Origin of the sequence: Christiangramia flava JLT2011 (assembly GCF_001951155.1) — a bacterium.
Classification (GTDB): domain Bacteria; phylum Bacteroidota; class Bacteroidia; order Flavobacteriales; family Flavobacteriaceae; genus Christiangramia; species Christiangramia flava.
Genome location: NZ_CP016359.1, coordinates 398,096 through 411,320 on the forward strand (window position 1 = coordinate 398,096; position 13,225 = coordinate 411,320).

At 43.8% G+C, this 13,225-nt stretch carries 7 protein-coding genes; 2 read left to right on the forward strand and 5 right to left on the reverse strand.

Annotated elements, in window-relative coordinates; all coding sequences use genetic code 11:
- Positions 1-24: 24 nt before the first annotated feature.
- The 5 genes from GRFL_RS01535 to GRFL_RS01555 form a co-directional block, all read right to left on the reverse strand.
- Positions 25-1,575 (reverse strand): glycoside hydrolase family 43 protein, encoded by a 1,551-nt coding sequence (locus tag GRFL_RS01535; protein WP_083642859.1) that lies wholly within the window; start codon positions 1,573-1,575, stop codon positions 25-27.
- 10 nt (positions 1,576-1,585) lie between these two features.
- Complete coding sequence (locus tag GRFL_RS01540) at positions 1,586-3,331, reverse strand: glycoside hydrolase family 43 protein (RefSeq protein ID WP_083642862.1); 1,746 nt, start codon at positions 3,329-3,331, stop codon at positions 1,586-1,588.
- 11 nt (positions 3,332-3,342) lie between these two features.
- A complete protein-coding gene (locus tag GRFL_RS01545) occupies positions 3,343-4,455 on the reverse strand; it encodes an aldose epimerase family protein (protein ID WP_158091625.1) in 1,113 nt (370 codons plus the stop codon).
- A gap of 327 nt (positions 4,456-4,782) precedes the next feature.
- A complete protein-coding gene (locus GRFL_RS01550; protein WP_083642863.1) occupies positions 4,783-6,729 on the reverse strand; it encodes a sialate O-acetylesterase in 1,947 nt (648 codons plus the stop codon).
- Positions 6,726-7,847: a glycoside hydrolase family 43 protein gene (locus tag GRFL_RS01555; RefSeq protein WP_083645915.1), complete on the reverse strand. Its 1,122-nt coding sequence runs from the start codon at positions 7,845-7,847 to the stop codon at positions 6,726-6,728. Before GRFL_RS01555 ends, GRFL_RS01550 begins: the two co-directional genes overlap by 4 nt.
- A 285-nt stretch (positions 7,848-8,132) precedes the next feature.
- Between GRFL_RS01555 and GRFL_RS01560 the strand changes: the two genes are divergently transcribed.
- Together GRFL_RS01560 and GRFL_RS01565 are read left to right on the forward strand one after the other, a co-directional pair.
- The gene (locus GRFL_RS01560) at positions 8,133-11,258 is read left to right on the forward strand and encodes a SusC/RagA family TonB-linked outer membrane protein (RefSeq protein ID WP_083642865.1); all 3,126 of its coding nucleotides are present in this window, start codon (positions 8,133-8,135) and stop codon (positions 11,256-11,258) included.
- 9 nt (positions 11,259-11,267) lie between these two features.
- Positions 11,268-13,193 carry a RagB/SusD family nutrient uptake outer membrane protein gene (locus GRFL_RS01565; protein ID WP_083642867.1) on the forward strand — a complete coding sequence of 642 codons (1,926 nt, stop codon included), beginning with the start codon at positions 11,268-11,270 and terminating at the stop codon, positions 13,191-13,193.
- Positions 13,194-13,225 lie beyond the last annotated feature (32 nt).

Genomic DNA, 13,225 nt, shown 5'->3' on the forward strand with positions numbered 1-13,225 from the left:
TTTGAAATGGCTTTTTTTCTTGTATTATTCGCTCATGCGGAAATAGTCAAAATCAGCAAACCCGCCTGTTTCCTGAGTGGCATAATTGAATAGCGCGAAACGATAGCCCATAAAATGGGTTAGTTTATATTCCATTTTCAGGATACTTCCAATAGATTTCCAGTTTTCGCCGTCTTCGGAAAAGTAAAATTGGGCTTCATCTTTTTTATTCTCAAAATCACATACAACCTTCAGAAAAACGGTTTCTGAATTATAAGGAATACTTTCCTCGATCCAGTTCTTACCATTTTCGCCTTTCATGGAAATCAGCGACAACCGGTCTTTTTCCTTTCGAATGCCTACTAGCCCGTATTTGCTCTGCAGTAAGCCAAGCCCGGCTACATCCCCATTTTTTAGTCCGCCCAACTCCAGGCTGATCTCAGCACTGCTTTTTGGTCCAAAAGTACGTTGTGTTAAGGTATTTCGCGTTTGTAAAAAAGTAGTGTCTTTTCGGAAATTCGTTAGTCTAAGATAACCCGGTTTCTCTTTAAGACTCCAGTAATCATTTTCGGGGTTATGATTCCATTGCCAAACCAAAGGCAGCGAATTTTCAGCATTTTCACGCTTAAATTCATCCGAAGCAACAATTCCAGGGATCAATCCCTTACTTTTTGGAAGTTCCAGTTTTTCAGGAACTTTACCATCTTTCCCCAGGACCGGCCAGCCATCTTTCCATACTACAGGAACGAGATATGGGATCCTTCCCACAGCGCCATAATCCCGAAACAAATAAGAAAACCAATTTCCGTCCGGGCCTTCAATCAGGCCTCCCTGTGCCACACCCAGATCCTGCAAAGCCAGTTTCCCTTTATATGGCCCGAGCAAATTATCGGCGCGGTGGATCACTACGGTTCGCATTCCGTTTCGAGGCCAGGTAATATGAAAAAGATAATATTTACCATCGTGCTTGAAAAGCTGCGAACCTTCGGCTGGCAGCATAATATCCTCCCCCGCCGGCGCACTGGCATTTTCTATTAAGACATGATCGGTTTCCGGTTTGACTCCAGAAAAATCTGATTCCAGTTCCACAATGCGAATACTTCCGCCGCCATAAATCATATAGACTTTTCCGTTGTCAAAAACTAAAGAATTATCGTGCAGGCTGGGAGAAAATGAAGCTTTTTCCCATTTACCGCTTTCCGGATCTTCCGAAGAAAAAATATAGGTTTTACCCGTAGTTCCGGAAAATGTGGAAACATAGAACCTTCCATCATGAAAGCGCAGACTACTGGCCCAAGAACCACGCCCGTAAGCATTTTTGCCAGCTTCGAGCCTCAATTCAGGAATATCGGCCAGCGTATCATAAGCGTAGCTTACGATCTCCCAGTTCACCAGGTCCTTTGATTTCATGATCGGTACACCGGGACTCATGTGCATCGTCGTGCTGCTCATATAATAATTATCGCCGTGTTTGACCATGGAAAGATCGGGAACATCGGCAAAAATGATGGGATTTTCAGCCTGCTCCTGGGCAAACACTTTGGGCAGGCTCATCATGAAAAACAGCAGGAGTAAGCTGATCGTTCGTGTGTTCATTTTTTCAATTTTAGTTAGACTGCGGAATGGCCGTATTCCCTTCAGTAGCATATAAACCGATCATGGCTCCAGTGAAACCGCCGGCCACGTTGGTAGACAGGATATCCCCGGAAACAGCTTCGCCTAAAACCCGGAATTCCGAAGCCTTCAGCGCATAAGAAAATTCATAGGAATTGCCTTTTGCCTCCACTTTCAGTGCAACCGGGTTTTTTAATTCAATGTTTTTACTGAAGAGGATTTCAGATTTCCCATTTTCGGTCTTCTGAAGCAGAATGATGTCTTTACCTTCTTTTTTTGTAATCCCGAAAAGGTAATTGAAACGCTCATTCTGGTAACAGGTGATCCCGGCCAGATCGGTTTCCTTTTTAGGCTGGTATTCCATTTCTGTCATAAAGCTGAAGCTTCGGTGCATCTGTCGATAAAACAAAGTGGAAGTGGGTTTCAGCTCGGTGATATTTGTTGAGAAAGCTTCCATCTCGAGGCCTTTCTTCCCGGTTTCCATGAAGGCTTCCCGAGGTCCGCGAAGACCTATCCATCGAAAATCCAGGTTCTCACCAGTAAAATCTTCTTCGTAGGTAAAATTCCCATTTGGAAAAAAACCGTTTTCACCTGTATGATTTTCCACACCTTCTGGCATTTTCAGTGTAGGTTTCATCGGGATGAGTCCGTTTTCAAAAACCGGATATTTCCCAGACCAGTCTACCGGCAGAATAAAAGTTTGCCGGCCGGTATTCACCTGATTGTCCTCATTTGGTCTAACTCCTAAAAACACTCCGTAATATTGATCATTTGGGCCTTTGACCAGATCTGCATGACCCGCCCAGTCAACCTTAAACGCTCCTCGTTCGTCTCCGAAATAACGCTGGGTCAGAATAGGATTGCTCGGTGCCGGAGTGAACGGTCCTTTCGGGCTATCACTCGAAAAGATCACCTCGCTATGCCAGCCACCGGTACCACCTTCAGCACACATCAAATAATAAGTTCCGTCTTTTTTATAAAGATGCGGGGCTTCGATCCAGATAGGTTTCTGGGAAAGATCCACCCCGCCATTCACGATGATTGTATCGGTGCCGGGAATAACCTGATCGTTCTCCACATCGTACTCCCAAACCTTGATCACGCGGTGCCCCTGGTAGAGTTCCTTGCCTTTATCGGGCGCATCATTATGAACAACATAGGCTTTGCCGTCATCATCAAAAAATATGGAAGGATCGATGCCCTCAAAATTGAGCTTTTTAGGTTCGCTCCAGCCTTTCATCGGATCTTTTGTTTTTAAGATAATATTGCCCAGACCTCCGGCAAAGGCCGTGGTAATCATATAGAACGTATCGTTCTGTTCATTATAAGTGATTCCAGGCGCATAAACTCCCTGGCTAATACTTGTATTATGCACGTCCAGCTGCGACTGTCGATCTAATACATGCCCAATTTGCTTCCAGTTCACGAGATCTTTGGAATGGAAGATGGGTACACCGGGAAACATTGCAAACGAAGAGCAGACGAGGTAATAGTCATCGCCTTTTCGGGTGATCGCCGGATCTGGATAGGTTCCCTGTAAAATCGGGTTATAAAATTCTCCCTCCTGTAAAGGATGGTCTTTGTAAACCTTGTCGTTGCCGGTATAAACTGCTTTCTTGAAAATAGGGTCGCTCCCCGGCTTTATAGCCTCTGAGTTCCGAAGAACGGTGAAAGAAACGAGTCCAAGACTTGCTGCCAAAATGAACAGGCTGAAGAGGTGTTTGATAGTTCGATTCATATAGTTTCATTTTAGGATGCTAGGATCCCGAATTGGTAAATGGTTTCTGAAGTAAAAATTTCTCCCGGCCGCAATACGGTCGACGGGAATTGTGATTGATTGGGAGAATCAGGAAAATGCTGAGTTTCCAGGCAAAAGCCGCTTCTTTTCTGATAGGTTGCATTTCCCTTGCCTTTCATTCCTGCTTCCAGAAAATTCCCGGTGTAAAACTGCATTCCAGGCTCACTGGTAAAAACTTCCAGTTTCCTCCCGGTTTCAGGATGCCAGACTGTCCCGGCAAACTTACGGGCCTCTCCGCTCCCTTTGATCACAAAAGTATGATCATATCCTGCGGATCTTTGGAGCTGTGAATATTCAGTATCCTGGAGAAGGCCTTCTTTAATTTTTTGTGGCTGACGGAAATCAAAAGGAGTATCTGTAACCTTTTCTGGTTTTCCCAGCGGAATCAGGTGTTCATCGATCGGTAAATAATAATCAGAAGGAAATTGGACCATATGATCGGTCACCGGTTGGCCGGGATTTCCCGATAGGTTAAAATACGAATGATGTGTGAGATTCAAAACTGTAGGGGCATCAGTCGTGGCGTGGTACTCGATCTTCAGTGAATTTTCCGTTAAGGTATAGGTAACTTTTGTTTTCAGCTCGCCGGGATATCCTTCTTCTCCATCAGCACTGGTATATTCCAGGATCACCGAAACAGCATCATCTCGCTGCTCGCCTATTTTCATATTCCAGCAAACCTTGTCAAAACCGCGATTCCCACCATGCAAATGATTCGGTGCATTATTGTTGGCCAGATGATAGCTGTTCCCATCCAGGGAAAATTGACCTTTTGCAATTCGGTTCCCAAACCTACCGATCAGCGCACCGAAATACGGACTTTTTTCCTCGTATTCTGATAGCGTATCAAAACCCAGTACGATATCCTCAATTTTTCCGCTACGGTCTGGTGTTTTCAGGGAAGTGATGATCCCTCCATAGTTGATCATGCTTATTTCAAGACCATTGCTATGGAAAATTCTTAGTTTTTCCACTTTTTCCCCATCTCGGGTGATTCCAAAATGGTCCAGTTCATGGCCGAAATTGTTAAGTTTTGAAGCCTGTTCCAAAATTTGTTTGCTCAAAATTAAAGTGAATTTAAATTAGAATAGATTTAGAATCATCTGGAAAAACTGGCTTTTCCAGATGTTGGTTTCTGCTTAAAAAACCTGATGGCCTTCTCCAGGCCACCAGGTGTTGTGAAATCAACTATTAACTCAAACTATAACTATTCTTATTGCTTTATTTTTTATCTAAAATCGCTGCGGAAAGAAAACAACCTGCTTTATAAGTGTTGTTTAGACATTTTCAAATATAAGTAAAGATTATTCAATAATCCAAATATTATTTTGAATAATATGGAATTTAATCCGCTAAAAACTAACTATTTGACCAGTTGCTAAGACATTACCTTATCTGGACAATTCCCAGTCATCTGTACGAAATGGTGAGGCTGGTAAACCTTCCTTATTGTACAAATTGGCATTTTCGGGATTATTGGCCCAGGCATATCTTACCGCCACGGGATTGGATATTTTCGGACTAAACACCACGATTTTATCGCCTTCAATTCGAGCATTGGCCCAAACGAATTTCTGGTCTTTTCCAGCTATGGCAAATTCTTTCAGTTCTCCATCTTCAGCCATCAGGCCATCGCCCACATTCTTAAAATGAATTTCGATAGAATCACCTTTCACTTCATACGATTCGAAAATGGGACCACCAGCCACAATCTCTTCCCCGTATGCCAGGTTTTTAGCCGCCTGCGCAAGACGATCCCCCACATCTTTTTTATTTAAAGGGTGAATATCGTTCCATTCTCCCACATCGATCGCCACAGCCATACCAGTATTAGGTACCTGGAGCGTTTCCAGTTGAGCCTCCCGAAGGCGCGCCCAGTTAGAATCGGTTGGTGCATCGTACGCCTCCATAAAGTTCGCAAGCTGCACGAAGATAAAAGGGAAATCTTCAGGTTGTTGTCCCCATTTTTCCCGCCAGTCTGCAATCATATCCGGGAAAAGCGTTTTATACGCTTCTGGATCACCGGTATTCGATTCGCCCTGATACCAGATCACTCCCTTGATGTGGTACTTCTCGATAGGGTGGATCATCGCGTTGTAAAGACCTTCCGGTTTCCAGCGGTAGAAGGTTTGTGGCTGCAAAGGGCTGGTAAGAAAACCGGCTTTATGCATCCATTTTCCTGAAAGTTCAATTTTAGACTCATCGTCAAAATTGATCTCGTAAGGTTTATCTGAAACAAAACCACCGCGCCCACGCTCGTTGAGCACTTTTACGCTGATCGTATTTTCGCCCTGAACCAGCAAATCCTTCGGAATCTCGTAGCGTCGCGGCGGATACTGGTAAGTTGTATTCCCCACGAATTGGCCATTTACAAAAACTGAATCGGCATCCACGATCCTTCCAAGCAGTAGTTTTGCTGATTGCCCAGCCTGTGCTTCGGAAACCTCAAATTTCTTTCGGAACCACACCACTCCATTTTGCTTTTCCTTGCCATCAAAATTCCAGTAACCGGGAACAACAAATTCAGTCCAGCCGGAATCTTCCAGGTCTTTTTGTTCCCAATGATTGCTATTGCCCGCATCCCCGGAATTCACTTCAGCATACCACCCGCGAATACGGTCCTGGTCAATTTGCTCCAGGCTATCGATCACGCCGGGTTTTCCCAAACGTTGTGCTTCTTCATAATATTCAGGATAATTTTTAAGCGCGTCTTCGCTCAACCACGCCTGAACGGGAGAACCGCCGAGCGCCGAGTTGATCAACCCAATTGGCACTTTGTAAGTTTCATAAAGGTTTTTTCCGAAGAAATAAGAAACAGCGGAAAAACCATCAATATTTTTGCGATTGGTTTCCTGCCACTGTCCTCCGGAAATTTTCTCGCGTTCCTTCGACAGGTCATATTCCTTCGGAACTTCGAAATACCGGATGTACTGGTTATTGGCTGAAGCGATCTCTTCTTCATAGAGCGGGGCGACACGCGACATGGGAATTTCCATATTCGACTGGCCGGAACACAGCCAAACATCTCCTATATATACACTATCCAGCACAATTTGATTACTGGCGGCGATTTGCATCTGGTACGGGCCGCCGGCCTTCAAATCTTTTAACCTGATCTCCCAGTCACCATTTTCAGTAGCAGTTGCCTGGTATTGTTGATCTTTAAAGTTGATCCTGACCGCTTCTCCCGGACTGGCCCAGCCCCAAAGTCGGACTTCGGCATCACGCTGCAGGACCATTCCGTTACTAATCAGTTTTGGCAGTTCTACCTGCGCCATCACAGAAAAAGAACTTACCAAACCGGCTATTATTATGGAGACAAATGCTTTATTGATCATTGTAAACTATCATTTTGAACCATTGCATCTAAAGTTTTGATGCTTCCGTCGTCATTGAACTTCAATTCGGTCATTTTAACGCTTCTCAAATACGTTTTCCCTCCGGATAGTGAGCTATCGTGGAAAAACAGGTACCATTTTCCATTATATTTTACAATGGAATGGTGATTTGTCCAGCCCAGAACCGGGTTCAGGATCACGCCCTGGTAGGTAAAAGGCCCATAGGGATCATCGGCCGTAGCGTACACGATTTTATGCGTATCTCCGGTGGAATACGACAGGTAGTATTTCCCATTCATTTTATGCACCCAGGCCGCTTCAAAAAACCTTCGATCGTTATCGCCGTTGGTCAACAATTCTCCGTTTTCATCCAGGATCTGTACATCTTTCGGAGCCTCGGCAAAACTGGTCATATCTTCGGAAAGCTTCGCTATTTTGGGCTGAAGCGCAGCAGAAGTATCGGCCGGGTAGGTATCTTCTCCCGCGAACTCCCCGGTTTGCCATCTCTGGAGCTGACCGCCCCAAATTCCACCGAAATACATATAATAGGAACCATCCTCATCCTGGAATACCGAAGGATCGATACTGAAACTGCCTTTAATGGCTTCTGCTTCCGGTTTGAAGGGTCCTGCAGGATCATCGCTCACTGCAACGCCAATCCTGAAAATATCATCTTTATCCTTGGCCGGAAAATAGAGGTAATAGTTACCATCCTTTTCCGCAGCATCTGGCGCCCACATCTGTCTTTTGGCCCATGGCACATCTTCCACATCCAGCACCACGCCATGATCTGTGACTTCTCCACCAACGCTATCCATGGAATATACGTGGTAATCTTTCATATTAAAATGGTTGCCGAGATCGTCCTCAGGAATTCCGGAATCAAAATCGTGACTTGGATAAATATAAATTTTGTCTTCAAAAACATGTGCAGAAGGATCGGCAGTATAAAGGTCTTTTACCAGTGGCTCTGCCTCGACCATTTCCGCTTCTTCGGAATTCACCGAAACAGAGTCTACTGTACTTTCAGAAGTCGCTTCTTTATTTTCGTTGTTTTTGCAGGAGAGCGATAAAAGCAATATACCAAATGCTATTACTCCTGAGGATTTGTTAATCATAATCATGAAATATTGAAAATTTTGCTTTTTAAAATTAGAAAAACTTTTAATCAATCGTATTCGTAAATTTCAAAAATTTACAATATACTGAATAACAGTAATTTAAAAGGCATGCGAATTTGACAATTATGTTAAATTATAAAAATTTTAAAGCTTTTCTTCGCAACCGATTGCGTAATGTTAATTTTTCTTTATATTTATCATAATTAAAATTTAACGTCGGTTTTTTTGCTTGAATCGCATTTATAAGCCAGCAGAATTACAAACAAACTAAATTAAACTAATATGAAACACATTCAACTTAAAGCCTCTTGGAGGAAATTTGTTTTCTTATGTTTTCTAATAAGTGGTTTTATATCCTACGCTCAGGAAAACATTACGGTTTCGGGTGTCGTTCGGGACGACAACGGCTTATTGCCCGGGGTAACCGTAATCGTTAAAGGAAGCAGCCAGGGTACTACCACTAATTTTGACGGGGAATACACCCTGGAGAATGTTTCTCCTAACGCTACCCTGGAATTCTCTTTTATTGGGTTTCAAACCCAGGAAATTTCAGTAAATGGTCGTAGCGAAATCGATTTAGTGATGCAAACCGACAGCCAGGCGCTTGATGAGGTGGTGGTGATTGGTTACGGTACTCAAAATCGGGAAGCAGTGACCGGTTCCGTAGTTTCGGTTAAAGGAGAAGAATTGAATGAAGTAAAGACCGCTAACTTCCAGGAAGCCCTGATCGGGCGCGCGGCCGGTGTAAACATTTCTACCAACAACACCAGGCCAGGAGCCTCTCCACAGGTTAGAATTCGCGGAGTACGTTCGCTTTCCGGAAACAACGATCCTTTAATCGTATTGAATGGGATCCCGTTTTCCGGTGGTTTAAGTGACATTAATCCTAACGACATTGAAAGTCTTGACATCCTGAAAGATGCTTCGGCTACTGCCATTTATGGTTCCAGGGGTGCGAACGGGGTGATTTTGATCACGACTAAAACCGGTAGAGAAGGTCAAAAAGCTACTTTCTCCTATAATACCTATTATGCGGTAAAAGAAGTTTTCAATAAATACCCATTAATGAATGCCGCCCAGCTTACTCAGCTTCGCGCTGATGTTGCGGCTCATCCTAATCAAAACGGAACTCCTATCTACGACTTAGGAGGCGATGAAGACCTTGCTAATGATACCGACTGGCAGGACCTTTTATATGGTACTGGATTGCAAACTTCTCACGACATTAGTGTACAGGGTGGTTCTGAAAAAGGAACTTACAACATGGGCTTAGGTTATTTCAAGGAAACTTCGGTTGTTCCTGATGATTCCTTCGAGCGATTTTCTTTAAGAGCCCAGATAGACCAGGAAGTTGGTTCGCTTTTCAGATTTGGTTTGAATTCGGTATTGAACTACAACCAGGCAAGTAGTATCGTAGGAGTTGGCGGCGTATTGAGTGCCTCTCCCCTATTGAGCCCTTATGATGAAAACGGGGATTTCCTTGGATCGGTTAGACTTCAGACTCAAGCTGATAACTTATGGATCCCTACCAGAAATGAAATTAACAGAATTGGCGACGGCAGAAAGAACCAGCAGTTAGATTTTGGTGCTTATAACAACCTCTATGGAGAAGTTAAAATTCCATGGGTGGAAGGCCTCAAATACCGCATGAATATTGGTTTGAACTTCCGCACCAGCCGCGATGGAAATTTCACAGGCCAGGGTGTATTCAATTACAATGCAACCAACCCTTCGTCTGGTAGCTACAACACTTCTATTACCAGAGATTATGTAATTGAGAACCAAATATTATACGACAGAACTTTTGCAGAAAAACATAAAGTGAACTTTGTAGGATTGTTCTCTGCACAAAATACTCAGTATGATAATTCAGGATTAAGCGTTCGCAATATTCCGGATGAAAACTCTTTATGGTATAACCTGGACTCTGCGCTGACTGAAGATATCACGGGTTACGGTACCGGCTATTCCGCTACCGGGTTATTATCCTATATGGGAAGAATCCTGTATCAATATGACAACCGTTATTTAATGACTGCAACTTTGCGTGCAGATGGTTCTTCCAGACTGGCACCTGGTAACAAATGGGTTACCTATCCTGCTGTTTCAGTAGGTTGGAATATTGGTAATGAAGCGTTCATGGAAGACGTGGAGTGGATCAATTTACTGAAATTACGTGCCGGTTACGGGGAAACTTCCAACCAGGCTATTGCCCCCTACTCGGTTCAGGGAAGGTTAAATACTGTAAACTATAACTTCGGAAGTACTTTCGCGACAGGTTATTTTGTAAACCAGTTACCGAATCCGAACCTTGGATGGGAATTTTCAGAAACTTACAACTATGGTCTGGACTTCGGATTGTTCGACAACCGTTTAACCGGTACTTTCGAATATTACCTTACCAAAACGAATGATATTCTATATACTCTTGGGTTGCCTGCAACTTCCGGAGTGGGGAACGTGACCAGTAACATTGGAGCTACCCAAAACAAAGGTTTCGAGATCTCTCTTAATGCAACGATCATCGATAACCCTGATGGATTTACCTGGGATGCCGGGATCAACATATATCGTAACCAGAACGAGATCACTTCCCTGGCATCAGGGCAGTTGAGAGATGAAGGAAACCTTTGGTTCGTGGGATCACCAATTAATGTGATCTACGATTATGATAATATTGGTCTTTGGAACGAATCTGATCCTGATTTCCAATACCTTAGTCAGTACGAACCAGGAGCCAGTGGCGCCGGTATGATTCGAGTTAGATATACAGGAGAATACAATGCTGATGGTTCACCGGTACGCGCCATAGGCCCTGAAGACAGAGTGATCATTGATCCTACTCCGAACTTTAGAGGAGGTTTCAACTCCCGTTTGGCATACAAGAATTTTGATCTGAACGTAGTGGGAACTTTCCAGAACGGAGGTACCCTGGTAAGTACCTTGTATTCGTCAAGTGGTTACCTGAATTTATTGACCGGTAGAACAAACAACGTAGATGTAGATTACTGGACTCCTACCAATACAGATGCCAGATATCCGGCACCAGGAGGTTTACAGAGTGGAGACAACCCGAAATATGCCAGTACTTTAGGTTATTTCGATGCTTCTTACCTGAAAATTCGTTCTTTGACCTTAGGATATAATTTCGATCAGGACTTTACCCAGGGAATTGGTTTACAGAGACTGCGTGTTTATGCCTCGGCACAGAATCCATTCGTGTTATTCTCTCCGTTTTATGATGAATCTGGTTTAGATCCGGAGATTACAAACTCCGGTGTTGATGGAAACGGAAACCGCCAGAATGTGGCAGTAAATACTACCAACGTATCGCGGGGTATTCCTACAATTGGAACAAACGTTCCTTCTACAAGAAATTATTTGATAGGATTAAACATTTCATTTTAAAAAAAAATTATGAGGAAAATTAAGTTTAAAATAATACCAGTAGTCGTCGTTTTTGCGATTACGGTATTTGGATTGAAATCATGCTCAGATGATATTCTGCAAGAAGAGCCACGGGGTGTATTTACTCCGGAATTCTTCACGACCGAACTAGGTGTACAAGGTGGATTGACCTATCTCTATCAAAACCTGAGAAACGTGTATGGATTTGCCTATTTCCTAAACCTTGGGGAAACCGGTACAGATGAATACACTGCTGCCCAGAGTGCAGATAATAACTTTTATGATCTGGACCTTGCGGGACAGGGAAATTTAAGCTCCACCAGTGGTTTTTCTATCGGAGTGGTTTGGGGGAATGCCTTTCCTGCCATCAACACTGCTAACGGGATTATCGAAAATGCAGAAGCCGTTGGCCTTGACAACTCATTGATCGCGGAAGCCAGATTTTTCAGAGCTTTCAATTATTTCTTGCTGGTCCAGACCTATGGCGGTGTGCCATTAGACCTTGGATCTGGAGAATTGGCATTTAACAACTCGGCGGTTAGAACTTCTGTTCGAAACACTGTTCCTGAAGTTTATACCAGGGCAATATTCCCAGATTTGGAAGCCGCAGTAAATGACCTGCCAGAAAATCCAAGACTGGAAGGAGCGGTAACCAAGAATGTGGCGCGCCTGTATCTAGCAAAAGCCTATCTTACTTACGCATGGTGGTTAGAGAACCCAAATAACATTCCAACCTATCCGGAAACCACAAGAACAGATCCTGATGGTCAAAATCCGCAGTACTATTTCCAGCAATCTTATGACCTGGCTGTAGAAGGAATTGAAAACCCGGGACCTTACCGTTTATTAGACTGCTTTTATAACGTTCACGTGGCTACAAATGACCGTCATGACGAGATGATGTTGTATGCAGATCGTACGGAAGAAAGCCAGATCTACAACGGGGCCGATCTGGGCTGGAGTGGTACAGATGGCAGTGCGAACACCGCCGTATGGATGGTGACACCTAACTATACCACGATCAATGTGGATGGTGTGGCAGCAGTTCAGCGTGAAGCTGCACAAAGCTACGGAAGACCATGGACACGTATGGCTCCTACTATTGGCGCTTTAACTGAAACATTTGCAGAAAAAGACCTTGATTCAAGATACGACGCAACTTTTGTGACCAGCTACAGAGGAAACTGGAACAAAGGAGGTGATCCAACCCCTACCATTACCGCTGCTAACGGCATGGAAATCGCTCCTGGCGATGCGGTTATCTCGTTCTTAGATGAACATGATGATGCGGTAACTTACGTAAATGGTGGAAATATAGGAGGCGGTGAGATTCCTGGAAGATCAGATTATGTGATCAACCCGGATGAGATCAATAGAAGATTCTATCCAGGTTTATGGAAACTAGGAACCTATCGTACCGATAATCAGGGTGGATTAGGATCTCCGAATGGCGCACTTACCCGTCCGTTCCCGATTGCCAAATATTCTGAATTCTACCTGGTGGCTGCTGAAGCTGCTGTAAAAGGTGCTTCCGGAAGTTACTCCGCATACGACCTGGTAAATGTTCTTCGTGCACGTGCCGGAAAATGGTGCTATGACAACGGGGAGCAGGAAGTTCGCGTAGAAGATAACAGTGAAGCTATGATCGCTGCAACTCCTACTGATATCGATATCAATTATATCCTGGCTGAACGTTCCAGAGAATATTTTGGTGAAGGTTACAGATGGTATGATCTCGTTCGAACCCAAAAATGGGGAGAATTAGCCGGTTCTTATAGAATTGCCGGTAATGACGCAACAGACCATAGTCCAACAACGACCCAAAGAAATATTGAACCTTACCTCTATTTACGCCCAATTCCGCGCGGTCAAATAGACAATTTGGATATGACAGAAGCTGAAAAAGCAGCTTATCAGAATCCTGGCTACCAATAAAATAGAAATAGTTAAGTTTTTGAGTTAGTTTA

Bases quoted from the DNA above. Each gene is read 5' to 3' on its own strand.
- GRFL_RS01540 (WP_083642862.1), bottom strand. From the start codon at position 3,331: ATGAATCGAACTATCAAACACCTCTTCAGCCTGTTCATTTTGGCAGCA.
- GRFL_RS01560 (WP_083642865.1), top strand. From the start codon at position 8,133: ATGAAACACATTCAACTTAAAGCCTCTTGGAGGAAATTTGTTTTCTTA.
- GRFL_RS01565 (WP_083642867.1), top strand. From the start codon at position 11,268: ATGAGGAAAATTAAGTTTAAAATAATACCAGTAGTCGTCGTTTTTGCG.
- GRFL_RS01535 (WP_083642859.1), bottom strand. From the start codon at position 1,575: ATGAACACACGAACGATCAGCTTACTCCTGCTGTTTTTCATGATGAGC.
- GRFL_RS01550 (WP_083642863.1), bottom strand. From the start codon at position 6,729: ATGATCAATAAAGCATTTGTCTCCATAATAATAGCCGGTTTGGTAAGT.
- GRFL_RS01555 (WP_083645915.1), bottom strand. From the start codon at position 7,847: ATGATTAACAAATCCTCAGGAGTAATAGCATTTGGTATATTGCTTTTA.